The following is a 26,513-nucleotide window of genomic DNA, read 5'->3' as shown; positions in this document are numbered from 1 at the left end:
CGGACTTCTCCCGGCTGGACCGACTCGGGATGCCGATCCTGTGTGTTCCCGAGATCTCCCGCGCATTCGGGGGCGCCGCAGCGCTCAGCGCGTGAACTGGTACCGGATCTCCACCTGGATCTCGCTGAGGCCCGACAGGTCCACCGCGGCGTTCTGCTGATCCTCGACCATCGTGACCGTCCAGGACCCGCCGATGCCGCGCCCCCAGAACCGCAGGGACAGCGGCGCCGTCAGCGGCAGGTCCACGACACCACCGGGCTCAGCGACCAGGCGGGTGAACTGTGCGTCGCGGGTGCTGGTCTGCGCCTGGAGCAGCTGCACGTGCACCTCGCCGTCGCGGCGACGCTGCGTGTACACCCCGCCGTGTCGGACCTCGCACGAGATCGCCCCCGACGGGTGCTCGGCGCCCACGAGTGCGAGGCGCACGCTGCGGGTCTTCGCGTCGGCGCGTCCGGCGGGGATGCGCTCGGCATCCACGTCGAAGTCGAGACGGCCGGTGGCCACGAACGAGGCGAACTCCGCGTCGCCCGGCCGGAAGATCCGCGTGAGGACATCCTGGTCGTGAGCCTGCTGGAAGTAGGCGAGGTAATCCTGCTGGATGTCGATGGGCTGGAGCAGGCGACCCCAGGATGCCGTGAGCAGGCCGGCCAGCTCGGCGTCGGTGATCTGCTTCTCGTTGTAGCGCCACCACGTCTCGGGGCTCAGCATGCCGGCATCCATTGCGACGTTCTTCGTCTGAGGTTCGAGCGTGAGGATCTCGACGGCCCGCGCGGCGCGGAAGATCATGCTGTTCAGTGCGTCGGCGCCGGCCTGAGCGATGCTGATCGCGAGAAGGCCCGCCTGCCGAACCCCCTCGGCACCGCTCTGCACGGTGCGGGCGAGATCATCGGCTTGCTGGACGAGCTGGGCTGCTCTGGCCGCATGGGACTGGGAGGCCTCGATGCGCTGATCGGCGAGGTCGACCCGGTTCTGCGCGATCAGCAGCTGGTGGGCGAGCTCCGCCCCGCGGCGCACGAGAGCAAGCTGCTCGGAGTTGTCGGCGTCGGGGGGCGAGGTCAGGTTCTGCACGAGGGTGACGAAGTTCACGATCGTCCTGCCTGCCCCGATGACCGCGTCGACGCTCTTGCCGACCTTCTTGTAGGCCTCCTCGACCTGCTTCGTGTCGGCGGGGCTGCCGGCCAGCAGCGCTTTCGCGATCGGCTCCGCCTGCGCGGTGACGGTGTTCACCAGGCTCACCATCGCGGGAACGGTCGCCACCAGGCTCGTTCCGAGCGTCGGGATCGCGGCGATCACACCGACGACGGCGCTCGCGATCTGACCGACCGTGCCGATGATGTCGCCGAAGTTGAACGAGGTCTCTGCGAGCTTCGGCTTGGCGGCGGCGATGTCGGCGACCGCCTGGTCGAGTTGCTGCTGGATGAACTCCGCCTCTTTCACGGCGATGTCCTTCTCGGTGGCGCCGAGGCTCGCGTCCTTCTCGAAGCGGTCGCGCGCCAGGTCGACGAACTGCTTCTGCTGGGTGATCATGGCGGAAAGCGCCGCCTGCGTGGCGGCCGCGCCGAGGCTCTGGATGCCGTTGAACAGGAATGCGACGTTCAGTGGGGCGAAGCGCGCGAACGCCTCGATGTAGGTCTGGAAGTCGGGCAGGATATCCAGCTCGGGGGAGATGCCGAGCGCGTTCGCGCCGCCGCCGACGAACACGCGCGCCCCGTTCGCGTCGCGCTGAGGGATGCCGACCAGCTGGTCCTGCAACCGCAGCGCCACCGCGTTGTCGGGCTGCAGCTCGAGGCCGCGCTGCAGTTCGAGCGCGGCGCGCTCACCGCCGTCGCCGGGGTCCTCGGCGCCCGGGGTGAACCGGTGATAGTGGAAGTCGCCCATCGCAATGCGGAACGGCGCCCAGTAGTTCGCCCAGGACGGGCCGGTCGAATCCAGCAGGGGGCGCAGGCCCGCGATGAAGTCCTCCTCGGAGACGGTGGCCCGCGCGACGGTCCCTTCCGTGCCCCAGGCGCCGCCGGTGCCGTCCTGACCGGGGGATGCTGCGCCCGAACTGCGCGCACCGTCTTCGCCCGCTGCCCCGCCGACCCCGCCCCCACCGGGTGCCCCGCCGGCTGTCGCGAACACGGGCTCACTGTCGTCGGCGATGCTCGTGAAAAAGATGGTGCCGCCGCTGCCGCCGGAGCCGCCGTTGCCACCCCAGCCGCCATCGCCGCCGGGGGTACCGGGGATGTCCTGGTCGGGAACGACGATGTCCTCGTACGCGTCGTCGAACGGGTCTTCCGGGGTGAGGTCGACGCGGTCGGTGTGGCCGGCGATGAACGCGCCGTCGACCCCTCTCGTGCCGTTGCCGCCGTTGCCGCCGCCGGTCGCGGTGCCGCCGGCGACGGAGATCTGCACGTTCGTCGTGCGGCGCGCGTAGATCGTGACGCTCTGGGCGTCGCCGCCGTTCTGGCCGTTGCCGCCGCCTCCGCCGGGGCGTCCGCCGGCGAGCGGCACGCCGTCGTGCGAGTACATCTCGGTCACCGTGAGCGGAACGCCGTCGGCGCCGTTGGCGCCGGAGACCGTGGCCGGTTCGCCCGATGCGTCGATCCAGTGGCCGCCTCCGTCGAAGAGGTCGGCGACGATGACGACGGGTCGCTTTGTGATCCGGAGGTTCTGCGTGAGCCGGACCTCGCGGGCGAGGAGGAAGACGGGCCCGTCGCCGGCGTAGGTCTTGCAGATGTCCTCGACGGTGCCGTTGATCTCGATGATGTCGCGGATGAGCGGGGAGGTGTAGACGAAATCGGACATGGCGCTTCCTTCGGCGTGATCGGGGATCTTGCGGAGGAGGAGTCCCCCAGGGCATTCCGTGATACCTCCGCCCGCGGCGTCGAGGTGGTGGTTCTCGCGCCGAGGTGGTGGCTCTCGCGCCGAGGTGGTGGTTCTCCCGCCGAGGTGGTGGGTCTTCCGCCGAGGTGGTGGCTCTCCCGCCGAGGTGGTGGCTCTCGCGCCGAGGTGGTGGTTCTCGCGCCGAGGTGGTGGTTCTCGCGCCGAGAATGTGGGCACCACCTCGACGCAAGTGGCACCACCTCGACGCAAGAGGCACCATCTCGGCGGTGGGGGCGGAGGGGGCGCCGCCTCGGCGCGAAACCCGTGTGGATGGCGGTGGGCGGGGTGCGGCATCCGGCAGTCTGGGGGAGTGCGGCGGATCGTGGTGTGGTGGGACGAACGACAGGTCTGGCTGTATCTCGCGGCGATCGCGCTGGGCGCCGCGGTCGGGCTGATCGCCCCTGTCGCGGCTGAACCGCTCGAGTTCGCGATCACACCGGTGCTCGGACTCCTCTTGTACGCGACCTTCCTCGGCATCCCGTTCGCTCGGTTCGGCCGAGCGCTCCGCGATGTCCGGTTCCTCGGCACGGTTGTGATGCTCAACTTCGTGCTCGTGCCCGTCGTCGTCTTCGCGCTGAGCCGGTTCGTCGCGACCGACGAGGCGCTCCTGGTCGGTGTGCTGTTCGTCCTGCTCACGCCGTGCGTCGACTATGTGATCGTGTTCGCGGGGCTCGCCGGCGGAGCTCGCGACCGGTTGCTGGCGGCGACACCGCTGCTGATGTTGCTGCAGATCCTCCTGCTGCCGGTGTATCTGTTGCTCATGGCCGGCCCGGGTGTGCTGAGCGCTTTCGATCCGCGCCCGTTCGTCGAGGCGTTCCTGCTGTTGATCGTGCTGCCGCTCGCGCTCGCCGCCCTGACTCAGGTCGCCGGCCGTATCGGCCGTCGCGTGCAGGCGTACATGGCCGCGGCGATGGTGCCGCTCATGATGCTGACGCTCGCCATCGTCGTCGCGTCGCAGGTGGCCGAGGTCGGGGGTGCGCTGGGCTCACTCCTGATCGTCGTCCCGATCTTCTCGGTGTTCGTGGTGATCATGGTTCCGCTCGGCCTGGTCACCGGTCGCATCGCACGACTCGACCTCCCCGGACAGCGGGCGGCGATTTTCAGCGGAGTGACCCGCAACTCGCTCGTCGTCCTGCCGCTCGCCCTCGCGCTGCCCGCCGGCTTCGCGCTGACACCGCTCGTCGTCGTGACGCAGACCCTGATCGAGCTCGTCGCGATGGTCGTGATGGTGGCGCTCGTGCCGCGCCTCGTGCGCGCCGACTGAGGCTGGTCCCGGATGCCGATCCTCGGCATCCGGCCCGCCCTGCTGCCTGCCTCGCCGAGGTGGTGGGTTTTTTGCCGAGGTGGTGGGGTTTCTGTCGAGGTGGTGGGCACCATCTCGAGGGAAGAGGGGCCATCTCGGGGGAAGAGGGACCATCTCGGGGGAAGAGGGGCAATCTCGGGGGAAGAGGGGCCACCTCGGGGGAGGAGGGGCCATCTCGGGGGAAGAGGGGCCATCTCGGGGGACGATGCACCATCTCGGCGGAAGATGCACCATCTCGGGGGAAGAGGGGCCATCTCGGGGAGCGCGAGGAGCCGAGCGCTCACACCCGCCGGGTCTCGTACGCCCACATCGCGACCTCGACGCGGTTGCGCGCGCCGAGCTTGAGCATGATGCTCGCCATGTGCGCCTTGACGGTGCCGAGGCTGATGAACAGCTCCGCGGCGATCTCGGTGTTCGTCCGGCCACGGGCGACCGCGCGCAGGACGTCCTCCTCCCGCGCGGTGAGCGGCTCCGAGGGCACGACAGCCGCACGCGCCGAAGCGAACACCGACAACAGCCGCACCGTGACCGACGGATCGATCAGCGCGTCGCCCGCGGCGGCGGCGCGCACGGCGTCGGCGAGCAGCGCGGGTCCGGCATCCTTCAGCAGGAACCCGCGGGCACCGGCCTTCAGTGCGGCATAGACGTACTCGTCCAGGTCGAACGTCGTGATCACCACGATCGCGACGGGCTCTTCCGCGAGCAGCCGGGTCGCCTCGATGCCGTCGAGGACCGGCATCCGGATGTCGAAGAGGCCCACATCGGGGCGCAGCGCCCGCGCGAGGCGCACGGCCTCCTGCCCGTCAGCGGCGACGCCGACGACCTCGATGTCGGGCTGCGCATCCAGCAGCATCCGCAGTCCCTCGCGGACCACCGGCTGATCGTCGGCGAGCACCACCCGGATCATCGGTCATCCCCGAACGGCATCCGCGCCTCGACGATCCACCCGCCGGCTCCCGGCCCCGCCGTGCACGACCCGCCGTGCAGCGCCGCGCGCTCACTCATGCCGGCCAGGCCGAAACCCTGCCCGCGTGCACCGCCGCTGCGCCCATCGTCGACGACGCGGATGCCGACCTCCCCCGCCCCGACCGTCACGGTCACCGCGATCAGGGTCGCGCCGCGCGCGTGCCGGCGGCTGTTCGTGATCGCCTCCTGCACGATCCGGTAGGCGGCCGCGCCGACCGCGGGCGGCACGGGCGCCGGGTCGCCGTGCATCTCCAGCGCGACCCGCGGATCACCCGGCGCGGCGGCCAGCGCCGGCAGATCGGAAAGCGCCGCAGTCGGCGCGAGGGGCGCGATGCCGCCCTCGCGCAGCATCCCCACCATCGCGCGCATCTCGCGGAGGGTCTGCGTGGCTTCGCCCTCGATCACGCGCAGCGCGTCGCGGGCGGCAGCCGGATCGGCGGCCCCGGTGAGGATGCCGGCCTGCGCGCGGACCGCGATCGCGGAGACGTGGTGGGCGACGGTGTCGTGCAGGTCGCGGGCGAGGCGTGCGCGCTCCTCCAGCCGCACCCGCTCCAGGCGCTGGCGCCGCGCGGCGTCGATCGTGCGGAAGATCACGCCGAGCGCGACGCATACCGCGACGACGGCGATGCCGCCGATCGTGTTCTGCAGGCCGATCGGATCGACGGTGAACGCGCGGATCATCGTCGCGGCCACGACCGCGCCGCCGAGCGCGATCGCCCGCCCCGATCCCCACCGCGCGAGCGCGTAGATGAGGATCAGCAGTCCCGCGATGACGTACGTGTCGGTGGGGCGGAGTCCTGCGAAGCTGCGGATCGTGTCGAAGACGAACAGGGTGCCGAATGCGAGGGCGGTCATCTGCCCGGGACGCGTGCGACGCCAGAGCAGTGTCGGCAGCACTGCGAGCTCGATCGCCAGGGTCGCCCATCGCCAGGGCAGGTCGGTGCGGACGAGAGCCTCGACGACGGCGAGCACGACGAGGACACCGACGAGCACACCGTCGCGCCAGACGTGCGCGGGGGCGCCGACGGCTGCCGGCAGATCCCAGGCGGTGCGCAGCAGGCGTCTCACGGCTGCATCCTACGGTCGGTGGCGCGTCGGCGCCGGGTGGGCATCACTCCTCGATCGTGCCGTCGTGCGGATGCGGCGGCATCGGCCGAAAGGCCAGATCTGAGGCTCCGGTCCACTCTCCGGCTCATAGGAAGCGCATAGCGGACGCCTGCGAGGCGCATGGAGAGCTCGATCAGCATGGGTGTCACGCCACCACCAGAGGAGCACATCATGGAGCGCATTCCCGAGCCGGAGAACACCCCCGAGGGCCCCGCCTACGAGGGCCGTCTGCTGGTCCGCCCCGACGACGAGGTCGTCGACCAGGGCGCCGGCTTCGACATCACCACGATGGTCAGCCGCCGCGGTGTTCTGGGCCTGGTCGGCCTGGGGGCAGGTGCGCTGACCCTCGCCGCGTGCAGTGCGACGGCATCCACGGGCACCTCCGCGACCGCGACGGCCACCACGACGCCGACCTCGTCCGCCGCGCCGAGCGCATCCGCCACGACCGAGACGCCGAGTCTCACGCTCGCGACCACCGAGATCGCCCAGGAGACGAACGGCCCGTACCCGGCCGACGGCAGCAACGGGGTGAACGTGCTGGATCAGTCCGGCATCGTCCGCAGCGACATCCGCACGAGCCTGGACGGCGGGGCGACCGCGGCCGGCGTCCCGCTGACGTTCACCTTCACCCTGAGCGACCTCTCCAACGGCAACGCGCCGCTCGCCGGCGCCGCCGTGTACATCTGGCACTGCGACGCGCAGGGCCTGTACTCGATGTACTCGCAGCAGATCATCGACGAGACCTACCTGCGCGGCATCCAAGTGGCCGATGCGAACGGCCAGGTCACCTTCACCACGGTCGTGCCCGGCTGCTACATGGGCCGCTGGACGCACATCCACTTCGAGGTGTACCCGGACGCGGCTTCCGCGATCAACGTGTCGAACCAGATCGCGACGTCGCAGGTCGCCTTCCCGCAGGACATGCTCGACGAGGTCTACGCACTCGCCGAGTACGACGGCTCGGCGAGCCACCTCGCCTCGCTCGGCGGCATCGACAACGACAACGTGTTCGGCGACGGCTACGCCACCGAGATGGGCACGTTCTCGGGCAGCACGTCCGCCGGCTACATCGGCAGCCTGCCCGTCGCGATCGACCCGACCACGACCGCCGCCGCCGCCGCCGGCGGGCGCCCCTGACCCGTCCCCACGCAAGGAGAATCCCATGTTTGCGAACCTCACCGGCTGGCACGCCCTGATCGTGCTCGCCATCGTCCTGCTCGTCTTCGGCGCGACCAAGCTGCCCGGACTCGCCCGCAGCCTCGGGCAGTCGGTGCGCATCCTCAAGGAGGAGTCGAAGAACGACGAGCCCGCTGAGCCCGCGCCCGGCACGATCGCGATCCCGGTCGTATCTCGCCCCGACGCCTCTCGCCCGTCATGACCACCGCCACCGCCGTCCGCGGCACGATGCCCCTGACGCGCCACGTCGCCGAAGTGCGCACGCGTGCGATGCGCGCGGCGGTGGCGCTGATTCTCGGCGTCGTGATCGGGTTCGTCTTCTCGGAGCAGATCCTCGAGGTACTGCGCGCCCCGATCGAGCAGATCGCCCTCACCCGCGAGGCGAGTCTCAATTTCGACAGCGTCACCGGCGCGTTCGACCTGCGGCTGAAGATCGCCATCTTCAGCGGCATCGTCGTCTCGAGTCCGGTCTGGCTGTTCGAGCTGTTCGCGTTCGTCTCGCCCGGGCTCACCCGGCGCGAGCGGCGCCTCACGTTCGGCTATGCGCGGGCGGCGCTCGTGCTGTTCCTCGGTGGGTGCGCGTTCGGATTCGCCCTGTTCCCGCACATGGTGCAGCTGCTCACCGGCTTCGCGTCCGACGCCCACAGCACGATCCTCAACGCCGGCTACTACGTCGACTTCGTCCTCAAGGTCGTCGTCGCCACCGGAGTCGCGTTCGTGCTGCCGGTCATCCTGGTGCTGCTGAACGCGCTGGGAGTCGTCTCGGCGGTCACCCTGCGGCGCGGCTGGCGCTGGATCGTCGTGGTGATCGCGGTCTTCAGCGCGTTAGTGACCCCGGCCGCCGACGTGATGTCGATGTTCCTGGTCGCCGTCCCCATGGCGGCCCTGTTCGGCGCGGCGCTCGTGATCACCCACCTCCACGACCGACGGATGCTGCGCCGCTCCGACCCGATCCGTTCCGACACCCCGCAGGGGAGCGCCTACTGATGTTCGGTCTGACCTTCGAGAAGCTCTTCTTCATTCTGCTGCTTGCGGCGATCGTGATCGGTCCGCGCCGGCTGCCGGAGTATGCCGGACAGCTCGGGCGCGGCATCCGTCGCCTGCGTGCTTTCGTCGACGGCGCCCGCGACGGTGTCACGGAGACGACGGGCGTCCCGATCGACCAGTGGCGGAACGTCGACCTCAGCCGGTACGACCCGCGCCGGATCATGCGGGACGCGCTCGCCGACGACCCGGTGGCGGAGCGGCGAGCGGATGCCGCGGCTCCGGCAGTCGAGGGTGACGAGTCGCCGGCCGTCGAGCTCGACCAGTCGCCCTCGCCCGCCGAGTCGCCCTCGCCTGCCGAGCCGCCTCCCTCGATCGCGCCCCTCTCCGCGCCGCGCGCGCCGGCCTGGACGGATGCCGAGATCGCCGCCGTCCGTCCGGGACAGCGTTTCGTCATCGTCGGCGGATCGGCGCACCCGCGCCGGATCGCGATCGTCGACCTCGCCGAGGATGACCCGGTGCGCCGCGCGGCCGAGGCGGACGACCCCGCCGTCGCGGTCTAGCGACGCGGCGTTGCACGGCGGATGATCGCTTCGGCGACCGCGAGGTTGAGCACCCAGCCCAGGGTCATCGCGAGGGTCTTGCTCGTCGCATCGAGACCACCGGTCAGCATCCACGGCAGTGTCGTGAACACCTGGGTGCCGGCGGCGATGCCGATTGCGTAGGCCCGGATCATCCACGCGCGGTGCGCGGCGAACTCGCGGCGGCGCACCGAGACGAGACCGAGCACGAGCGCGGCGATCATCGCGAGCCCGAACACCCACCGCACGAGCGGCAGCAGGCCGCCGTCTGTGGCGGGCAGGTCGTACACCGCGGTCATCCACAGACCGGATGCCGCCCCCACGAGCCCCGCCGGGATGAGCACGCGGCCCGCGAGCCGGTGATACCGAGGATGCCGCTGCCGCAGGCTCGGCACGAACTGGAATGCGCCGAGCACGAGGTAGGTCGTGGCGCCCAGGATGTGCAGGATCACCGGGAGGGGGAGCGCGAAGAACCGGACGTTGTCGGGCGTCACGTCGCCGCCGCTCGCGAGCGAGGTCAGGCGCAGGGCTCCGGCGAGTACGGGGACGGCGCTCAGCAACAGGAGCGACGTCGGGATGAGCCACTCTCGGCTGCGCCGAGCGCGGGGTCTGGTAACGGGCGAGGTGATCGTGCGGGTCATGAACCGATGCTCGCTGCGGGGGACGGGCGACCGCATCGGCCGAACGGCCAGGATTCAGTCGGCGAGGGCGGCCTCGAGCGCCGCGAGACGGGTCGCGCGGTCGCCGGCGATCTCGATCACGCGCGTGGTGGCGGGGATCAGATCGGGGTCGTCGAGCAGATCGAGGAGGGCGGCATCCATCGCCTCGCGCAGGTCGGGGTCTTCGTCGTCGCCGACCCAGATGCGGTCGGCGGAGCTGAGGGGGAGCACGGCGAGCAGGTCGATGTGGCGCAGCGCGCTCGCCGTCAGCTCCCGGGCCCGCTCGATCACCTCGTCGGAAGCGGTGCCCCTACCGAGCTCGTCGAGGGCGAGAAGGTAGGCGAGGAAGTCCAGCGGTGATCGCTCGGCGATGAACGTGGGGGAGTCGTTCTGCTCGAGCCGGTCGGCGCTGGCGCGGAGTTGCCGCAGGAGCATCGCCGGACCGGGCCGGTCATCGCTCTCATCGATGAGTTCGAACGGGTCGGGCATGACTTCGATGTCGCGGTGCGCGGCGACGAAGTCGGAGATCAGGGTGCTCTTTCCGCTGGCGTGCGTGCCCGAGATCGCGATGCGCATGGGGCACTGTAGCGCGCGCGTCGGCGGCGGTTACGGGGTCGCCCCGCTACGGTGAGATGAACTGACGTTCGGGGGAGCGTGGCCGTGGGCTATTTCATCGTGGTGCTGCTGCAGACCGTCGTGCTGCCGATCGTGTCGGGAGTCATCGAGCTCGCCGTCGTCGGCGGCGATCCGGTGCTCGTCTTCGGCAAGTGGTTCGTGTTCTGGGGCGTGGGGACGCGGCTGTTCCTCGCCGGGATCGTCCAGGTGTCGGGCCGGGCGAGCACGGCGCAGATCCTCGGCGCCACCGCGACGACGGGTGCGGAGCGGCAGCTGACCGCCGAGCTCGGCACGGCCAACCTCGCGATGGGCTTCGCCGGGCTGTTCGCCCTCGTGCCGGGATGGGCGCTGCCGGTGGGCCTTGCGGGCGGGCTCTTCCTGCTCATCGCCGGCCTCATGCACGTCGCCAAGAAGGACAAGAACGCCAAGGAGACCCTCGCGACCTGGACCGACCTGGTCGTCGGTCTGGCCGTCGCCGTGCTCGCCGTGTACACGCTGGTCCGCGTCCTCGCGTAAGGGTTCCGGATGCCGCACCCCCGTGTCAGGGTGCTGTCATGAGCAGCAACGCGGAGCGCTTCCTGGCCGGCTACCTCGACGCCTGGAAGACGAACGACGTGGACAGCATCCGGGCGCTTTTCGCGCCGGACGCGACGTATCGGGGCAGCCCCCGCGATCTCTCTCCTGCCGTCGGGGTGGACGCGATCGTGGCGCACTGGCTCGAAGAGCGCGACGAACCGGGCACGTGGTCCTATGAGGGCGGGGTCGAGCTCGAGACCTCGGGCGCCGCGGTGATCCGGGGTGTCACGACGTACACGGAGGGTCCGAAGACGAGCGTGTACGACAACGTGTGGCTCGTGCGCTTCGACGGCGCGGGCCGGGCGACTGAATTCCAGGACTGGTGGTTCCAGCGGAAAGAGTGACGGGCCCCCGCGCTGCGCGCGAGGACCCGTCGAGCTTCGATCGCCGGGGCTCAGCCTTGGAGGCCGAGGGCGAAGCGGACGGAACCGTCCTGCCCGAGCTCCGCGTCGAGGACGCGGTCATCGAGCGCGGTCGTGGCCGTCTGGTCGAGGAACACGCGGGCACCGGCGCTGTCGACCACGGTGTCTTCGGGTTCGGGGGCGGGCGCCACGCTGAGCTCGAAGCCGTTCTGCTGGCCGGTGTCACGGATGCGGACACCTCCGTCGTCGCCTCCGGAGTTGTTCGAAACGATCGTCTTGACGGCCTCTGCCGCGGTGTCGGTCATGGTGAGCATGGTTGCTCCTTTCCGTTGTGCGGGCATCGAGCGGGCCACGATTCCGAGAATCCGGACCGATCGCAACCCCGCTCGCCGACTCACACGCGATACGGAGGTGCGCCGGTCTCGACCTGGGTGGCGCTGGTTGCTCGGCTAAACTTGCCGAGCCAGCCTCTGTAGCTCAATGGAAGAGCAGTTCCGTCCTAAGGAAACGGTTGGGGGTTCGAGTCCCTCCAGGGGCACAGTCTTTTTTTGAGTCTGACCAGGGATTTCTCCCCCCGCTGGCCCGTTCAACACCCGTTTTTGCCGCTTTTGGCCGCATTCTCGAAGTTCGGGTGTAAGTTCGAGGCGCCAACAACGCCCTTCACGGACCGTCGGTTAGTGTCACAGACCGCCAAAATAGTCCGGCTTGGGCGCGATGTGCCTCCCTCGAAAACTGAGCAATCTGCTCTATGGCCGCTGCGGTCGGGCATCGCGGGTCTGCGGAGCCGCCGGTAGGGCCACAAGCGGCATGGCGTCGTTCAACCGCTGCGCGCAGTCGACATGACGTGTTCGCGAGCACAGGGCGGCCGCTGGATGTTCTGGACTCTCATACATTGCCTGGTCGATGAATGGCGCCCGAATCTGGTATTGCCGCTCGCCAATCGCCGGGCGTGCGGATGCGGGAGGCACCGTGCAGGAGATGACCGCCACGGAGGTTCTCACAACGACGAGAACTGTGAGACGAAGACTCGACCTCGATCGACCTGTGGATCGGGCGACCATCCTCGAGTGCATTGGCGTCGCGCTGCAAGCACCGACAGGGGGAAACGTCGAACGGTGGAGATGGATCGTGGTCGAAGACCTCCACCAGAAGGCGGCCCTAGGGGAGCTCTACCGGCGTGCCTCTATGCCCGCTTTCATGCGTGAGCGGGATTCGGCAAGTACCGATGCAACGAGGCGTGTGTATGAGGATGCGATTGGGCTCGCCCAGAATCTGGATCGAGTTCCGGTAATCGTCATTCCGTGCTGTTTGGGTGTTCCCCCGATCGATGCTGCCGGGGCCGCCGGTTTCTTCGGGTCGATACTTCCCGCAGCCTGGAGCTTCCAATTGGCATTGCGCGTTCGCGGGCTCGGGTCGGCCTATACCTCGGCCATACTCGCTCGCGCCGGTGAGCTGCGCGAGATTCTCTCGCTCCCGGTGGACGTCACGCCCGCGGCGATGATTCCCGTCGGCTATACGCTCGGGACCCGATTTCGTCCAGCAAGAAGGAGTGACCCCGTCGATGTCACGTACATCGACCGGTGGGAATCGATTCGCGCCGATGGGACCGCCGGTGCCTAGGCGACGCGAGAGTGCGCTGTCGCTCCGAGGTGGAGGCCCACCCGCGGCGGCGCTCGAACCAGCGCAAGCGTGACGGCGGTTGTCGACGCCGCGACGGCGCAAGTCGCGATCGGAGCACGTGTGGCTTCCGGCTTTCCGATGATCGGTGTCTTCGATCCAGCCTCTCAACCATCGGCAGGTCCGGCCGACGCGAGCTCCGAAGGCAATGAGGCACCGGCAAATGTATAGCGACCGACGTCCCAGACAGGGTTCGATCGTCCTAGTCCTCGCGCTGGCAGGGATGTGCTCATCGTTCATGTTCACATTGGTCGTTCCAATACAGGCCAGACTTCCCGAGTTGCTTGACTCCCCGCGACACGACACGGCATGGGTGGTCACCGCAACCTTGCTCTCTGCGGCGGTGATCACTCCGATTGCCGGTCGTCTCGGAGACATGTACGGAAAGCGCCGGGTCATCCTCGGCTTGATTGCGGCGATGGTTCTTGGCTCGGTCATCGCCGCGCTGTCCCAGGAGATCATCGGGATTGTCATCGGCCGGTCCTTCCAGGGGGCCATCGTCGGAGCAGTGCCGTTGGGCATATCGATCATGCGAGACGTGCTTCACACCGACCGCGTCAATGCCGCCGTCGCGTTCATGAGCGCCACCCTCGGCATGGGGGGAGCGCTCGGGCTGCCCATAAGCGCGATCGTGACGCAGACTCTGGACTGGCACATGTTGTTTTGGATGGCAGCGATCCTCGGCACGGTGGTCTTCGTCCTCGTCCTTCTGGTGGTTCCCGTCAGCGTGCTGCGAACAGGCGGACGATTTGACGTCATCGGGACGATCGGGATCGCGGTAGGGCTCGTGGCACTGATGCTGGCGATCTCTCGAGGCAATGAGTGGGGCTGGACCTCGCTGTGGACGATGGGACTGGGCCTTGGTGGGATCGTCGTGCTGGTTCTCTGGGGTGTTTACGAACTGCGTGTCGAAGATCCGCTTCTCGATCTTCGCGTTGCTTCGCGACCGTCGGTGTTGCTCACCAACATCGCCTCGGTGGCCATCGGGTTTGCGCTGTTCGCATCGAACGTCATCTATCCGCAACTGCTCGAACTGCCGATCGGCTCGGGTGTCGGTTTTGGTCTTTCACTATTGGCATCGAGTCTGATCGTCATGCCGTCCGGTCTCATGATGCTTCTGCTCTCACCGGTGGCCGGGCGCATCGGAACGCGCGCCGGACCCAAGCTGCTCATGATCATCGGCACCGCAGCCTTGACGCTTGCGTATGGCTTCACCATGTTCTTCATGACCGAGGTCTGGCATATCTTCATCGCGAACGTTCTCGTCGGCGTCGCCATCGGGTTCGGATATGCCTCGATGCCGATGCTCATCATGCGTTCGGTGCCGCATACCGAGACCGGCGCGTCGAACGGGCTGAACGCGCTCTTTCGGTCTATCGGGACGGCGACCGCTGCCGCATTGGTCGCGGCAGTGCTCGCGGGCTACTCCGTAGACTTTCAAGGCGTCGAGGTGCCGACTGCCCACGGCATCCGACTTGCCCTCGTCTTGGGTGGCGGGGCGGCACTTGTCGCGCTGCTGACCGCTTCCTTTATACCGGCCCGTCCAGCGCCCGGAGAGCGGTCACCATCCCTGCCCGTGTGAGCAGCCGCTCACACTGTCCGAACCCTTGGAGGAAGAAGTGAGCTTCACTGTTGTTGCCACTTGGCGAGCCAAGCCCGGAGAAGAGGGTCATATCCGCGAGGTGCTCTCGGCGATGACCACGTTGTCACGAGCTGAGACGGGCTGCATCCACTATCAGGCGCACGTCTCGGCCACCGACCCCGCTGAATTCATGTTGTACGAGCAATACGTCGACTCGCGGGCATACGACGCGCACAAGTCGAGCGACCATTTCCAAGCGATCGTGGTGAACGACGCGCTCGACCATCTGACGGAGCGGACGGTGCGGACGTTCGAGACCATCGACTGGTCATGACTGGACTCGCGCTGCTCGACGGCACGGGTGTTGCGAGGTTCGGACAGACACACACATCCAGCGCCTTCTCGCTTGGACGTATGCACATTGTCCGTCATTCGGTGCCGACTGATGCTAGAACCACAAAGGTTCGATGGCAGTGCGACGAAGAGGTGGCGCTGTGACCAATGGAGGTCTCATGCCAGTTCACTTCGTGTCACTGTCCGCTCCGATCGGGCAGGCAGTCGCGGTCGGTGTAACTCCGCCCCGGGAGTAGTTAGAGACTGCCTCCCGTGGGTGGCGGGGTCCGCCGCTCTCCCTCACAGAGACGAAAGCACCAACCCGAGAAAAGAAAGGCTGACAATGGAGTTGCAGCGCTCGAAAGCAATTACGCCCCTCCTTGCATTGAGCATGGCCATCGCCACTAGTCTCGCCCTCGCCGGCTGTGACGGCGGTGGCGCGAGCGCCGGAGCTGGAAGCTCGGGCGAAGCCACTGACGTCCCGATCGGCGCGAGCGCCGAGGAGTACGCGGCGGCGCTTGAGGGCGTGGAGCCCACCAACCTCGTGTTCCAGATCGGATCTGGACCGGAAAGCCGCACATCCCAGCCCTACAAGACCTTCGCGAAGAACGTTGAGGAGTACTCCGGCGGCGCGGTTACGATCGAGCTCGTCTGGTCGAACGCGATCGTGCCGAACGTCGCCGAGATCGACAGAGCGCTGATGGACGGCCGGGTTGACATCGGCGTCGTTTATGCGGCGCTCAACGCGGAACAGTACCCGGTCAACAACGCAATCATCAACACGACTGTTCTGCGCGATCCCCGAATTCTCGCCGGCACGCTCGGAAGCGCGGGCGCCTACGAAGAAACCACGCTCGGCACCCCCGAGGCTCTGGCGGAGGTGCATGCGAACGGCCTCACGCCGCTCTACATGCTGCAGCCGGAAAGTCCGACTGTGATGTTCTGCAGTGAGCCGTTGACGAGCCTCGCGGACCTTCAAGGCAAGCAGATCCGCGCCGCAACTCCAGGCATGGCGGCCCAGCTCGAGGGTCTCGGCGCCGTTCCGGTGTCGATGGCTTACAACGAGGTGTACGAAGCCCTGCAGCGGGGGATCCTCGACTGCGGAATGGGGATCCATGCCCTCGGCACTGTGGTGGGCCTGTTCGAGGTGGCGCCATACGTCATGCACACAGTTCCCGGAGCAGCTTTCGTGTCCACACCGACTCCGTACTATGCGGGCATCCGATTCAGCGAAATGGATCCGGTAGCCCAGCAGCTCGTCCAAGAAATGTTCGTTCGAGCGATGGGTGAGAGCAAGGAGATCCAAGTCGCGGAGATCGTCGAAGACGGCCTGCCCATCGTCGAAGCCAATGGCGGCCAGTTCCTGACATTCGAGAAAGATGTGACGGATCGGCTCGCCGAGGTCAACGAGCAATTGCTCGAGGATGTTCGCAACAGCTCTGCCTTCGATGGAAACGACTTCATCGACCGGCTAACGGTGAATACCGACAAGTGGGTCGCAATGGTCGAGGATCTGGGCTATCTCGACGCTGGCGACGTGGACCAAGTGGGCGAGTGGTATTCCACCGACCTCGGCGCTGATTACACCGACGCTCTCGTCGAGAACATCGCTCCCCTCACATGGGGTGCTCGCCCGTAGTTGCAGAGTTGCCGGGGTGTGGGTGGGGAATCGGCCGCACCCATTCCCCGGCAACATATCAAGGAGTCACAGTGACAGCGACAACCCAGGTCCAGCGCGATACGCCACCTTCGAGGCTCGGCGAGTCAACAACGAAGTTGTTGGAGTACGTGGCGGCAATCGGCATCATTCTCATGACGATTCACGTGCTCGCCAACGTCTTCACCCGCACAGTTTTCGGTCAGCCGATGCGCGGAACGAACGAGATCGTCGGGTACCTCTGGTTGCCGGCCATCGTGATGATCGGAATCGTGGTGTCGGTCGTCCGCGGCCAGACCATCGAGGCCGACATCATCTACCAGAAGTTCCCTCGGCAGATCCGCCGGGAGGTGCGACTGTTCACGAGCGCACTCTCCGCAGCGGTTTCCTTGGGATTCGCGTGGTATGGGCTGCAGGAGTCGATTCACGCACTCCAGATCGGCGAGAAAGCTCCGGCGAGCGATGTCTACGTCGCACCCATCACGCTCCTACCGCCGCTTGCATTTGCTACGCTCGCGGTCCTCTTTACGATCGACGCGTTGCGGGCGATACGTGGCCGTTTCGACGACGAAGGCTTCGGTCTGCTCGATACGAGTGGCCCTGATCTGTTGAAGGACGCGAATCGTGACTGAAACCCTGAACCCGGCGGCCATTGCAAACAACGGGGGTCGCGCCCGTAGGCCGGGAAGACCCGACGGTGAGCCAACGTCTCTGCGTGACTGGCTGTTCCGCGCCGCCATTGCTGCGTTGGTGCTCACTCCCGTCGTACTGATGTTCACACTGGATGACCGCACCGCCATCGGCTTCGCGGCGCTGTTCCTCATGTTCATCCTGCTCTTCCTGCGAATGCCGATCGCGTTCGCGCTTGCCATCCCTGGCCTCATCGGCGCCTTCGCGATGCTCGGAATCAGGCCGGTAGCCAACCTGTTGGGGGCAGAGCCGCTTGCCGCGTCTTCAAACTGGTCGCTGAGCGTCTTGCCAATGTTCATCCTCATGGGACTTCTGCTCGCCAGATCGGGAATGACGTCGTCGATGTATGACGCTGCCCGCAACTGGTTCAGCTGGTTGCCCGGCGGCCTAGGAATCGGTACGAACATGGCCGGTGCCGGTCTGGCCGCGGTGTCCGGCTCGACGATCGGGACGACGTACGCGCTCGCGCGAGTAGGCGTGCCGGAGATGTTCCGCGCGGGATACAAGAAGCCCATAGTCATCGGGTCGGTGATCGTCGCCGGTCTTCCAGGTCAGCTCATCCCGCCCAGCATTTTCCTGATCATCGTCGCGGGCATCATGGAGAACCCTGTCGGCCCGCAGCTGATCGCCGGCATTCTTCCCGGCATCACGGTTGCGATCCTGTTCAGCATCATGATCTGGGTGTTCTCGCTGGTGAAGCCGGACTGGGCAGGGCGGGGCGCGCCTGGAGCGACTGTGACCTGGCGAGACAGGATCGTGAGCCTTGTGGGTATCTGGCCACTCATCGTCCTGATGATCATCGTCATCGGCGGAATGTTCATGGGGCTTCTCACCGCCACCGAGGCGGGAGCGGCAGGTGCAGCCGGGGCGCTCATCTTCACGCTTTGGTTCAAGCGGAAGGACCAGCCGCTGAAGCACATCGTGCACGCCGCGGTGGAGACCGTCAGCGCAGTCGGAGCGATCTTCCTGCTCCTCGTAGGAGCGCACATTCTCACGGCGCTGGTAGTGATCTCGGGGATTGGACGTCTTTTCTCCGACTTTGTCGTGGATTCAGGGCTCGGCCGCATCGAGTTCCTGTTGCTGGTGATGGTGGTCTACATCATTCTCGGGATGTTCATGGATCCGCTTGCAATCCTGCTTACGACGATCCCTCTCCTGCTACCGGTGCTGCCCGTGCTCGGGATCGACCCGCTGTGGTTCGGCGTGTTCGCCGTATTCATGGGCGAGCTCGCGATCCTCACGCCACCGGTGGGCATCCTGACGTTCGTCATCCACAAGCTGCTGCAGGATCCCGCCGTGAATCTCGGTAACCGGGTGACCGTCACCGATGTCTTCAAGGCTGTGTTGCTCTTCCTGCCGATGGCGATCCTCATCACGATCCTGTGGATCCTGGTGCCCGAGATCGTCACCTTCTTGCCAGGTCTCATGGGCACCTAGCGCGGCGATCCCTCGTAGCCCCTGAGCGAATCGAAAGGATGAAATGACATTGGTGCCGGAGACCATCGAGGGCGTTGTGAAGGCGGGACTGTGCACAGGATGCGGGCTCTGCGAAAGCATGGCCGGGCGGGAAGCCGTCGAGATGGGTCTTGGAATCAACGGGCACATGCGCCCACTCGTGCGCAAACCGCTTCCGTTGCTCGTCGAAAAGCGCATCATGCAGGTTTGCCCGGGAGCGAATCTCGAAGGGCCGTACGCCGAAGTCGAAGCGGCGTGGGAAGCCCCAGGGCCGGGTCGACCATCACGCATGACCGAGGTGCGCACCACACGGCGACGCCCCACCGCAGCCCGAGCCGCGCAGGGCGACGAGCGAATGCTGGCAGCCGTCACGTCCCTCGGGCCCGCCGACGTCGACACCACGAAGAAAGAGCCGCTGTGGGGTCCGATCCGCACGGTGAACCGTGCGTGGGCCTCCGACGAAGACGTGAGATACCACGGTGCCGGCGGCGCGACCCTCACTGCGCTGGCCCACTATCTTCTCGATTCCGGCGAGGTGGACGCAATCTTGCATGTGAAAGCCGATCCAGAGCGGCCGTGGCTCACGATCTCGACCATCTCGCGCGCGGTGGGCGATCTGGAAGATACCGCCCAGTCGCGCTACGGGCCGTCTTCGCCGCTCGTGCTCGCACACACCCTTCTTGACGAAGGAGCGCGGTTCGCGGTGATCGCCAAGCCGTGCGACGTCTCAGCCGTGCGTTCGCTGATGAGGCGCGACGAGCGGGCGGCCGGCCAGATCAGATACCTGCTGACGATCTTCTGCGGCGGCACGCACCACGCACGCATCCCAAAGGCGATCATGAGGTACCACCGAGTAGACGAGCGTGATGTGTCCGTTTTCACATACCGTGGCGATGGATGGCCCGGGCCCCTTCGGGTCCAGACGAAGACAGGCGACACACACGACATGACGTATCAGGGCGCATGGCTCAACAGGCCCTGGAAATACGACATGCAATTCCGCTGCAAGATCTGCGTCGACGCTGTCGGCGAGGTCGCCGACATATCCGTGCCGGACGGGTGGGTGATGAAGAACGGCAAGCCGCTGTACGAAGAGGCGCCGGGGACGAATATCGCGATCACTCGCACCGACGCGGGTGTGAGGCTGCTGCAAGCAGCAACGAAAGCGGGCTATGTGACGCTGGCGCCGATGTCCATCGAAGAACTCGAACCCATGCATGCCAACCACGTCGCTCGCAGGGTCGGCGGCTCGGCGCAGTTGTTCGCGCTCACGCTGCTCCGCCAGCCGTCCTACCGCACGAGCGGGTTCGGTCGGAGACTCCGCTTCACGGTGGCCGACTTCCGATCAGCATGGGATCAGTTCTTGGGGACGCTTCGTCGCGCGCGCGCCGGCGACAACGTCGAGCCCACGATCTGACGAGAGAGGGCACACCGCGCTGTACGCGCGGTGTGCCCTTTCTCGTGCCTGTGCGCCTGGACAGCCCGCTGTACGGGTGTACAACTTTGTGGCCGCGATCTTGGCCCGGACGCCGTTGGAGGCCGCTCGGGGGCCTGCAAAACTCGGGAAATCCTGATCGGACGACCGCTGGACGCCACGGCGAGGAGAAAAAGTGATGACAGTTGATACCAACATCCGTCGGCCCCTGGGCGAGGAGCGATCTCTCGTGTGCGAGGTCACGGGCCTGGAGCTGCAGGGGAGCGGAGCCATCGTCGTGCTGACCCTTGCACCCGCGGATGGGCGAGAGCTTCCTTCATGGACACCGGGTGCGCACATCGACGTGCTCATGGATAACGGGATCGAACGCCAGTACTCCTTGTGTGGCGATGTCGCGCCGGGGGAGCCGTGGCGAATCGGTGTGCTGCGCGAGCCGCAGAGTCGGGGCGGTTCCGAGTACATGCACACGTCCGTGAGCGTGGGTCAGCATCTCACTCTGCAGGGTCCTCGCAACAACTTCGAGGTCGTCGACGCGCCCGCATACCAATTCATTGCAGGCGGCATTGGCGTCACCCCGATCCTGCCCATGATCCGTAAAGTGGAGGCGGAGGGGAAGCCATGGCGGCTCATGTACGGCGGGCGCTCTTCATCGAGCATGGCCTTCCTCGATGAGATCAGCCAATACGACGGGCACGTCACGCTGTGGCCGCAGGACACCGCCGGCATCATTCCCGTGAGGGATCTTGTCTCGGCGCTCGAACCCGGAACTGCCGTGTACTGCTGCGGGCCGGAGCCGCTCCTCAACGCCGTGGAGGACGCAATGTCGCACCTCCCGGCCGACCAACTGCATGTGGAGCGCTTCCGTCCCCGCCAGGATCTGCTCGAGCAAGTGCGCACCCCGTTCGACATCGTTCTGGACTACTCCGAACTGGAACTCCACGTACCGGCGGACAAGACGATCATCGAGGTGGTCGAGGCGGCCGGTCTCGAGGTGATGAGCTCCTGTCGGGAAGGAACCTGCGGCACGTGCGAGACGGTGGTGCTCTCTGGCAGCCCCGACCATCGTGACTCCTATCTCACCGCAGCCGAGAAAGCGTCGAACGAGGTCATGATGATCTGCTGCTCACGGTCGAAGTCGCCGCGGCTCGTGCTCGACCTCTGATCGTCCCCCACGAGCTGTCGGCGTGGCGGAGCGAGAGCGGTTGTAGCGTGGAATGAGTTCCGTATGCCAGTGGGGCGGAGGTGACACCATGACAGGACGGCCAGCCCGTGCTGCCACGGTGCCGACACCCACTCCCGTAGGCAGGGTCGATGACCCGTCCGACTGGGAGCGTCTCGTCCTGCTCCTCGACGAGCTGATCGAGCAACAGATCACTGACCTGACCTATCATGAGCTGGCTGACGAGCTGGCTCAGTCGTCCTATCGCGACGTGTCAGTCGAGGAGTTCATTGAACGCTCGCGCATGGCGGCGATCCCGATGATCCGCGGAGTGCAGCAACGGAGAATGCCCAACGCCGGCGATGACGGTGCGGCCCTGCAGGCCACCGGGCGATCGCGTGCGCTCCGTGCTGTGGAGTTGTCGGACCTCGTCCGAATAACTCTGGTCGCACAGGTCCCCGTGGCGTCCTACCTGAGCGAGATGGCGCATCAACGCGGCATCAGCAACGAGACGATCGTAGAGATGCTGCAGTACCTCGATGCGTGGAACAACTGGTCGCTGCTGGAGATGATCGCAGGCTACCAAGAGACCGCTATCGAGCTGATCAAGCGCGATCAGCGCCGCCAGGATCTTGCGCTGCGCCAACTGTTGGGCGGAGGGCTCACTCCGGTGGAGATCCAGCGGGCCGCTGCTGAGGCGTCTCTGGACATCCGGGAGACGTACCACGTGCTGCGGGCGGTGCCGGGGGAAATAGCCTTCAACGAGGTGCGCCGTGCGCTTCTGATCTGCATCGGACACACGTCGACGGAGCCCTCGATCACCACGATGTACGGCGACATGTGTCTGGTCTTGGCGGACGTACCCCAAGGCGACGTAGCATTTCTCGTGGGGGTGTCGCCTCGCGTGCCGGTGTCAGAGCTCGCCGAGGGCTTCCGGCTGGCGACCCGCAGCGTCGATGCTGCTCGGCAAGTCGGCATCACCGGCCTCGTGAGTCTCGACGACCTCTCGATCACTGCATCTGTGTCCGCCGACCAAGAGGTCGCGCAAATACTGAAGCAGCGGTACCTCGACCCGCTTCTCGACAACGGCGCCGCAGGCCAGGCGATCATCGACACCGTCTCGGAGTTCATCCGCCGCCGGCGGAGCGTAGCGGAAACATCAGCGGCGATGTTCCTGCACGTCAACACGGTGCGGTACCGCCTCGAGCGCTTCGAGTCGATGACAGCTTGCTCGCTGAAAGATATGCGCACGCTCGCCGAAGTGTGGTGCATTCTCCATCTTCACGGCCACTGACCGCGCCCGGACCGGCCTGACTGTGCGGGCATACAGGGACAGCGAGGCGATCATCGGCGGAATCTCCGTTGAGTGTGAAACACGCTCCGAGTGGAATGGCAGGAGGGTCATGGCGACGATGCGATGACGATGGAGGCGTAGGCAGTGAGCAGACTCGACCGAGCAGTGAACATCGATGACATACGACGGCTTGCCAAGCGGCGGCTGCCACGAGCAATCTTCGACGTGATCGAAGGGGGAGCAGGAGACGACGGCACGCTGGCTGCGAACCGCGACGACTTCAGCAAGGTGACTCTCCTTCCGCGTTCACTGGTGGACGTTCGGAAGGGTATCGATCTCACCACTAATGTCGTCGGGCAGACCTTCAATATGCCAGTCATGCTCGCCCCCGCCAGCTTCGGTCGGATGGCAAACCCTGAAGCCGAGCGTGCAGTGGCGAAGGCCGCGGCGAAGTTCGGCACCGGCTACATCATGCCCGGAGGCGCAAGCGAGCCAGTAGAAGCTGTTGCAAAGGCATCGGACGGGGGTCCGCTCTGGTATCAGATCTACCTGGCCCCCGATGAGTCACGCAACGCTGACCTCGTCGACCGTGTGCGGGCGTCAGGATTCCAGGCGCTGGTCGTGAGCGTCGACACCCCGATGAAGCCGTACCGCGAGCGGGACATGCGCAACGGCATCAGCCTCCCCTTGTCGATCTCGCCCAGACTGTTGGCGACAGGAGTTTCGCGCCCGAAATGGGCCCTGGACTTCGTATTCGGCAACATGGCCTCCGGGTTCAGCGTGAACTCCGCCCGACGCGCGGTCTACAGCTTCGAGGCCGCGATGGCAGGACTTCGACCGGTGACGCTCGACGACATCGCGTGGCTGCGAGAACGATGGGACGGCCCGCTGATCGTCAAGGGGATCCTCAGCGACGACAAGATCATCGACATGATCGCACTCGGCGTCGACGGCGTAAGCGTGTCGAACCACGGCGGTCGAAACCTGGACGGCGTGGCCTCCGCAATCTCTGCGTTGCCGCGCGTGGTGGACGCTGCCGGCGACGATCTCGATGTCCTCGTTGACGGCGGAATTCGCCGTGGCATCGATGTCGTCCGGGCCCTCGCCCTTGGCGCAAAAGCCGCGCTGATGGGACGGCCTTACATGTATGGCCTCGCCGCCGGCGGTCAGCGCGGGGTTGAGCGGGTGATCGAGCTCATGCGAAACGAGATCCACATCGCGTTCGCCTTCACCGGCTGCCTCTCGGTCGAGGAAGTCAACCACGAGATCCTGCAGAACGGTCATGAACTGTTCGATGTCGCGCTGGCACTTGCGAGCGCTCAACCCGAGCCGGTCGCCGCTGGCGCGTGACGAGCCGGTCACAGAAACAGAGAACGCGAAGGAGAAAGCGATGACGACAATCCTGGAAGGCGTGACGACGGGAGCGCAGAGCGGCACGCGGTATCCGATCATCGATGCCGATGTGCACCCCGACTTCAACCCCGCGAAGCCCGGGGTGATGAGCCGACTCCCACAGCGCTGGCGTGAATACGCCGCCGAATGGGGACTCACTCGGGGTGGTAGCCCCGGCGGCGATCGCCCGCGACACCGCGAGTTTGCCCACCGATGGGACACCGAGCCTCCCGAGGGTGGCGCACCGATGTCCAACCCCGACTTCGCCCGCGAGCAGCTGCTCGATAAGTACGACATCACCGCGGCCATGCTCAACGACATCAGCGGCTACATGTTCAATGGATCGCGCAATACGCCGCGCGGCCTCGCCGATGCCATGTGTCGCGCGATGAACGAAGACCGGGAGGAGAGCTGGTTCGCGATCGACGAGCGATGGCACGGCGCGATCAACACTCCCTATGAGATTCCCGAGCTGGCCGTCGCCGAAATCCAACGCCGGATGGACTCGCCATACCGGGACCGATGGAACCTCATCAGCTTCGCGCCCGACAACATGAACCCTCCCGGGCACGAGAAGTATTACCCGATCTACGAGATCGCCCAGGAGTACAACATCCCCATCAGCATGCACGTCCTCGCGGCGCATCGGGTGACCGCATCCGGGAGCCCGACGTACTACTTCGAGGAGCACTGCGACTGGGGTGCGTACAACTTCCCGAATATTTCGAGTCTCGTCTACGAAGGTGTCTTCGATCGCTTCCCCAACCTGAAGTTCGCGCTGGTCGAACTCGCGTGGTCGTGGGCCGTGCCCCTGGCCTGGCGACTCGACAACGCCTACGACCTGATGAGCTCTGAGCTTCCCGATCTTCAGCGGCGGCCGTCAGAATACATCGCCGACCACTTCTGGTACACGACGCAACCCATGGAAGAGCCTGAGAAGCCTGAATGGTTCGCGGACGTTTTTGAGGCCTTCGAAGCCTCCGGTATGGGTGACAAGCTGCTCTACTCGTCGGACTACCCGCACTGGGACTTCGATGAGCCCTCCGCCCTTCCGGCCAGCCTGTCACAGGCTCAGCGGCGAGCGATACTCGGCGAGAACGCGAGCGCGCTGTTCGGCATCCCGCTCAAGCCCGGATCCGGCGCGGTCATCGACTAACGGCGGTGGCACGGACAGCGCGGCACTGGCCGCGCTGTCCGTTGCGAACGAACTTGAAACGACACATCGAAGGAGATGCGCGAATGGTCAACCTGCGGATGAGAGAGAAGCTGGAGTCGGGCGGAATCGCCATCGACTGCTGGCTGACGGGAACGTCGCCATCGAACGCCGAAGTCATCGGACGACTCGGGTTCGACTCGGTCGTCATCGACATGCAACACACGATGGCGAGTTTCGAGAGCGTCGCCCACTGCATCCTCGCGCTGTCTGGTACGGGGACAACTGTGATCGTGCGAGTTCCCGGGAACGACTCGAGCATGATCCAGCGAGTGCTCGACGCCGGAGCCGATGGCATCATGTGCCCGCTCGTCAATACGGTGGATGAGGCCAAGGCGTTCGTCGATGCGGTCCGCTATCCCCCGCTCGGAAAGCGGAGCGTGGGTGCCTACCGTACATCGGAGAGCATCGTCGATCATTTCCGCCGCGCAAACAAGGAAATCTTCTCCATTGTGCAGATCGAGACGATCGAGGCGCTCGCGAACGCCGAGGATATCGCCGCCGTTGACGGGCTCGACATGCTCTTTCCGGGTCCGGGCGACCTCGCCGTCTCCCATGGGGGCGATCCGATCCTCGACTTCGCTGATGAGCACATGGCAGCGTGGCACGAGCGCATCGTCGAGGCCGCCCATGCGCAGGGCAAATGGGCGGGGCTTCTGACGTTCGGCGAGCACGATATCGCGCGGGCGATTGCTTGGGGTTACGACCTGCTGTGTCCTGCAATGGAGGGCGGCCTGCTCGTCGGTGGTGCGACGCACACGCTACGGACGACGGGTGAGCTCATCTTGAGTGGTGCTGGCCAGCGGGCGAGAACGGCGGGCTGAACGGTGGCGGAGACGAAAATCGTCGTCGGTAAGGCCGACGACTTCAAGGACGGCGACCGTGTGACCATCGAGACCAGCAACGGTCGGAAGATCGTGGTCTTCCGACAGAGCGGCGAGTTCTACGCCCTTCTCAACCGATGCCCTCATCGGGGTGCTGACCTGTGCAAGGGCCGATTCGTCACGAATCTCACCTCAGATGCCGTGGGAGAGTATGTGTTCCACGGCGAGAACCGCATGCTGGCGTGCCCCTGGCACGGCTGGGAGTTCGACATCCGCACGGGGCAGTCCTACTTCGATCCGGTGGGAACACGCGCACGCCCGTTCAGCGTGCAGGTCCAGACCGGGGATGAGGTTCGCACTGAGCTCGACTCAGGAGAAGCTTCGTACACCCCCAGCGAGTACGCCGCTGCGGTTGCCGAGGTCGGCGGTTCCAGTGACGGCCCGCAGCCGGGCCCGTACAAGGTGGAGAGCTTTGCAGTGAGCATCGAAGACTCCTACGTTGTGGTGTCGCTACGGGCCGCCCGGCCCGCGCGAGCGCCCCGACCCCCTCGCCCTGAAGAGCCGATCAAGGAGGCCATCGGATGACGACCGCATTGTTGGAGCAGACC

Annotated in this window: 26 protein-coding genes and 1 tRNA gene; 21 read left to right on the top strand and 6 right to left on the bottom strand. The window is 66.3% G+C overall.

Features of this window, described 5'->3' with window-relative positions; genetic code table 11:
• Positions 1-84 precede the first annotated feature (84 nt).
• Entirely contained in the window at positions 85-2,787 is a 2,703-nt protein-coding gene (locus ABD197_RS12510) for a hypothetical protein (protein ID WP_344055026.1), read from the bottom strand.
• Between the two features lie 388 nt (positions 2,788-3,175).
• Here ABD197_RS12510 and ABD197_RS12505 point away from each other — a divergent pair, with 388 nt between their 5' ends.
• Positions 3,176-4,129, top strand: a complete 954-nt coding sequence (locus ABD197_RS12505; protein WP_344055025.1) for a bile acid:sodium symporter — start codon at positions 3,176-3,178, stop codon at positions 4,127-4,129.
• Positions 4,130-4,448: 319 nt separating this feature from the next.
• Here ABD197_RS12505 and ABD197_RS12500 read toward each other — a convergent pair whose 3' ends face one another.
• Positions 4,449-5,075 (bottom strand): response regulator, encoded by a 627-nt coding sequence (locus ABD197_RS12500; protein ID WP_344055023.1) that lies wholly within the window; start codon positions 5,073-5,075, stop codon positions 4,449-4,451.
• Entirely contained in the window at positions 5,072-6,202 is a 1,131-nt protein-coding gene (locus ABD197_RS12495) for a sensor histidine kinase (RefSeq protein ID WP_344055021.1), read from the bottom strand. Before ABD197_RS12495 ends, ABD197_RS12500 begins: the two co-directional genes overlap by 4 nt.
• 210 nt (positions 6,203-6,412) lie before the next feature.
• Here ABD197_RS12495 and ABD197_RS12490 point away from each other — a divergent pair, with 210 nt between their 5' ends.
• From ABD197_RS12490 to ABD197_RS12475, 4 genes are read left to right on the top strand one after another with little or no spacing between them, the layout of a single operon-like run.
• A complete protein-coding gene (locus ABD197_RS12490; protein ID WP_344055019.1) occupies positions 6,413-7,378 on the top strand; it encodes an intradiol ring-cleavage dioxygenase in 966 nt (321 codons plus the stop codon).
• A gap of 25 nt (positions 7,379-7,403) precedes the next feature.
• Positions 7,404-7,619, top strand: coding sequence for a twin-arginine translocase TatA/TatE family subunit (tatA, locus tag ABD197_RS12485; protein WP_344055017.1), 216 nt, complete (start codon positions 7,404-7,406; stop codon positions 7,617-7,619).
• Positions 7,616-8,404 (top strand): twin-arginine translocase subunit TatC, encoded by a 789-nt coding sequence (gene tatC / locus ABD197_RS12480; protein WP_344055016.1) that lies wholly within the window; start codon positions 7,616-7,618, stop codon positions 8,402-8,404. The genes tatA and tatC overlap by 4 nt, the downstream gene beginning before the upstream one ends.
• Positions 8,404-8,964, top strand: coding sequence for a Sec-independent protein translocase subunit TatA/TatB (locus ABD197_RS12475; RefSeq protein WP_344055013.1), 561 nt, complete (start codon positions 8,404-8,406; stop codon positions 8,962-8,964). Before tatC ends, ABD197_RS12475 begins: the two co-directional genes overlap by 1 nt.
• Here the strand turns inward: ABD197_RS12475 and ABD197_RS12470 are convergent.
• Both ABD197_RS12470 and ABD197_RS12465 read right to left on the bottom strand, forming a co-directional pair.
• The gene (locus tag ABD197_RS12470) at positions 8,961-9,623 is read right to left on the bottom strand and encodes a DUF2306 domain-containing protein (RefSeq protein ID WP_344055010.1); all 663 of its coding nucleotides are present in this window, start codon (positions 9,621-9,623) and stop codon (positions 8,961-8,963) included. The two genes, ABD197_RS12475 and ABD197_RS12470, sit on opposite strands and share 4 nt — an antisense overlap.
• Positions 9,624-9,677: 54 nt before the next feature.
• Entirely contained in the window at positions 9,678-10,217 is a 540-nt protein-coding gene (locus ABD197_RS12465) for an AAA family ATPase (RefSeq protein ID WP_344055007.1), read from the bottom strand.
• Between the two features lie 84 nt (positions 10,218-10,301).
• Between ABD197_RS12465 and ABD197_RS12460 the strand changes: the two genes are divergently transcribed.
• Together ABD197_RS12460 and ABD197_RS12455 are read left to right on the top strand one after the other, a co-directional pair.
• Complete coding sequence (locus tag ABD197_RS12460; RefSeq protein WP_344055004.1) at positions 10,302-10,772, top strand: hypothetical protein; 471 nt, start codon at positions 10,302-10,304, stop codon at positions 10,770-10,772.
• A gap of 38 nt (positions 10,773-10,810) precedes the next feature.
• Positions 10,811-11,176, top strand: coding sequence for a nuclear transport factor 2 family protein (locus tag ABD197_RS12455; protein WP_344055002.1), 366 nt, complete (start codon positions 10,811-10,813; stop codon positions 11,174-11,176).
• Positions 11,177-11,226: 50 nt separating this feature from the next.
• Here ABD197_RS12455 and ABD197_RS12450 read toward each other — a convergent pair whose 3' ends face one another.
• Complete coding sequence (locus tag ABD197_RS12450; protein ID WP_344054999.1) at positions 11,227-11,508, bottom strand: Fe-S cluster assembly protein HesB; 282 nt, start codon at positions 11,506-11,508, stop codon at positions 11,227-11,229.
• A gap of 152 nt (positions 11,509-11,660) precedes the next feature.
• On the opposite strand from ABD197_RS12450, the gene ABD197_RS12445 reads away from it, so the two are divergent.
• The 14 genes from ABD197_RS12445 (at position 11,661) to ABD197_RS12380 (ending at position 26,490) form a co-directional block, all read left to right on the top strand.
• A tRNA-Arg gene (locus ABD197_RS12445) sits at positions 11,661-11,732 on the top strand.
• A gap of 365 nt (positions 11,733-12,097) precedes the next feature.
• Positions 12,098-12,814, top strand: a complete 717-nt coding sequence (locus tag ABD197_RS12440) for a nitroreductase family protein (RefSeq protein WP_344054996.1) — start codon at positions 12,098-12,100, stop codon at positions 12,812-12,814.
• Positions 12,815-13,034: 220 nt separating this feature from the next.
• Entirely contained in the window at positions 13,035-14,453 is a 1,419-nt protein-coding gene (locus ABD197_RS12435) for an MFS transporter (RefSeq protein WP_344054994.1), read from the top strand.
• 37 nt (positions 14,454-14,490) lie between these two features.
• Positions 14,491-14,787 (top strand): putative quinol monooxygenase, encoded by a 297-nt coding sequence (locus ABD197_RS12430; RefSeq protein WP_344054991.1) that lies wholly within the window; start codon positions 14,491-14,493, stop codon positions 14,785-14,787.
• Between the two features lie 342 nt (positions 14,788-15,129).
• Positions 15,130-16,425: a type 2 periplasmic-binding domain-containing protein gene (locus tag ABD197_RS12425; RefSeq protein ID WP_344054988.1), complete on the top strand. Its 1,296-nt coding sequence runs from the start codon at positions 15,130-15,132 to the stop codon at positions 16,423-16,425.
• A 71-nt stretch (positions 16,426-16,496) separates the two neighbouring features.
• Complete coding sequence (locus ABD197_RS12420; RefSeq protein ID WP_344054985.1) at positions 16,497-17,075, top strand: TRAP transporter small permease; 579 nt, start codon at positions 16,497-16,499, stop codon at positions 17,073-17,075.
• Positions 17,068-18,570, top strand: a complete 1,503-nt coding sequence (locus tag ABD197_RS12415; RefSeq protein ID WP_344054981.1) for a TRAP transporter large permease — start codon at positions 17,068-17,070, stop codon at positions 18,568-18,570. Before ABD197_RS12420 ends, ABD197_RS12415 begins: the two co-directional genes overlap by 8 nt.
• Before the next feature lie 43 nt (positions 18,571-18,613).
• Positions 18,614-20,005: a Coenzyme F420 hydrogenase/dehydrogenase, beta subunit C-terminal domain gene (locus ABD197_RS12410; protein ID WP_344054978.1), complete on the top strand. Its 1,392-nt coding sequence runs from the start codon at positions 18,614-18,616 to the stop codon at positions 20,003-20,005.
• A 196-nt stretch (positions 20,006-20,201) separates the two neighbouring features.
• Positions 20,202-21,185, top strand: a complete 984-nt coding sequence (locus tag ABD197_RS12405) for a PDR/VanB family oxidoreductase (RefSeq protein ID WP_344054975.1) — start codon at positions 20,202-20,204, stop codon at positions 21,183-21,185.
• Between the two features lie 88 nt (positions 21,186-21,273).
• A complete protein-coding gene (locus ABD197_RS12400; protein WP_344054973.1) occupies positions 21,274-22,476 on the top strand; it encodes a PucR family transcriptional regulator in 1,203 nt (400 codons plus the stop codon).
• A gap of 144 nt (positions 22,477-22,620) precedes the next feature.
• Positions 22,621-23,826 carry an alpha-hydroxy acid oxidase gene (locus tag ABD197_RS12395; protein ID WP_344054971.1) on the top strand — a complete coding sequence of 402 codons (1,206 nt, stop codon included), beginning with the start codon at positions 22,621-22,623 and terminating at the stop codon, positions 23,824-23,826.
• Positions 23,771-25,024 (top strand): amidohydrolase family protein, encoded by a 1,254-nt coding sequence (locus tag ABD197_RS12390; protein ID WP_344054968.1) that lies wholly within the window; start codon positions 23,771-23,773, stop codon positions 25,022-25,024. Before ABD197_RS12395 ends, ABD197_RS12390 begins: the two co-directional genes overlap by 56 nt.
• Before the next feature lie 83 nt (positions 25,025-25,107).
• Positions 25,108-25,905, top strand: coding sequence for an HpcH/HpaI aldolase family protein (locus ABD197_RS12385; protein WP_344054965.1), 798 nt, complete (start codon positions 25,108-25,110; stop codon positions 25,903-25,905).
• 3 nt (positions 25,906-25,908) lie between these two features.
• Positions 25,909-26,490: a Rieske (2Fe-2S) protein gene (locus tag ABD197_RS12380; RefSeq protein ID WP_344054963.1), complete on the top strand. Its 582-nt coding sequence runs from the start codon at positions 25,909-25,911 to the stop codon at positions 26,488-26,490.
• Positions 26,491-26,513 lie beyond the last annotated feature (23 nt).

The organism is Microbacterium lacus, from assembly GCF_039531105.1.
In the GTDB taxonomy this organism is placed as follows: Bacteria; Actinomycetota; Actinomycetes; order Actinomycetales; family Microbacteriaceae; genus Microbacterium; species Microbacterium lacus.
This window is presented reverse-complemented; position numbering and strand designations above follow the sequence as displayed.

Bases quoted from the DNA above. Each gene is read 5' to 3' on its own strand.
- ABD197_RS12435 (WP_344054994.1), top strand. From the start codon at position 13,035: ATGTATAGCGACCGACGTCCCAGACAGGGTTCGATCGTCCTAGTCCTC.
- ABD197_RS12425 (WP_344054988.1), top strand. From the start codon at position 15,130: ATGGAGTTGCAGCGCTCGAAAGCAATTACGCCCCTCCTTGCATTGAGC.
- ABD197_RS12410 (WP_344054978.1), top strand. From the start codon at position 18,614: ATGACATTGGTGCCGGAGACCATCGAGGGCGTTGTGAAGGCGGGACTG.
- ABD197_RS12440 (WP_344054996.1), top strand. From the start codon at position 12,098: ATGAATGGCGCCCGAATCTGGTATTGCCGCTCGCCAATCGCCGGGCGT.
- ABD197_RS12405 (WP_344054975.1), top strand. From the start codon at position 20,202: ATGACAGTTGATACCAACATCCGTCGGCCCCTGGGCGAGGAGCGATCT.
- ABD197_RS12385 (WP_344054965.1), top strand. From the start codon at position 25,108: ATGGTCAACCTGCGGATGAGAGAGAAGCTGGAGTCGGGCGGAATCGCC.
- ABD197_RS12390 (WP_344054968.1), top strand. From the start codon at position 23,771: ATGTCGCGCTGGCACTTGCGAGCGCTCAACCCGAGCCGGTCGCCGCTG.
- ABD197_RS12400 (WP_344054973.1), top strand. From the start codon at position 21,274: ATGACAGGACGGCCAGCCCGTGCTGCCACGGTGCCGACACCCACTCCC.
- tatA (WP_344055017.1), top strand. From the start codon at position 7,404: ATGTTTGCGAACCTCACCGGCTGGCACGCCCTGATCGTGCTCGCCATC.
- ABD197_RS12455 (WP_344055002.1), top strand. From the start codon at position 10,811: ATGAGCAGCAACGCGGAGCGCTTCCTGGCCGGCTACCTCGACGCCTGG.
- tatC (WP_344055016.1), top strand. From the start codon at position 7,616: ATGACCACCGCCACCGCCGTCCGCGGCACGATGCCCCTGACGCGCCAC.
- ABD197_RS12475 (WP_344055013.1), top strand. From the start codon at position 8,404: ATGTTCGGTCTGACCTTCGAGAAGCTCTTCTTCATTCTGCTGCTTGCG.
- ABD197_RS12470 (WP_344055010.1), bottom strand. From the start codon at position 9,623: ATGACCCGCACGATCACCTCGCCCGTTACCAGACCCCGCGCTCGGCGC.
- ABD197_RS12510 (WP_344055026.1), bottom strand. From the start codon at position 2,787: ATGTCCGATTTCGTCTACACCTCCCCGCTCATCCGCGACATCATCGAG.
- ABD197_RS12490 (WP_344055019.1), top strand. From the start codon at position 6,413: ATGGAGCGCATTCCCGAGCCGGAGAACACCCCCGAGGGCCCCGCCTAC.
- ABD197_RS12450 (WP_344054999.1), bottom strand. From the start codon at position 11,508: ATGCTCACCATGACCGACACCGCGGCAGAGGCCGTCAAGACGATCGTT.
- ABD197_RS12500 (WP_344055023.1), bottom strand. From the start codon at position 5,075: ATGATCCGGGTGGTGCTCGCCGACGATCAGCCGGTGGTCCGCGAGGGA.
- ABD197_RS12465 (WP_344055007.1), bottom strand. From the start codon at position 10,217: ATGCGCATCGCGATCTCGGGCACGCACGCCAGCGGAAAGAGCACCCTG.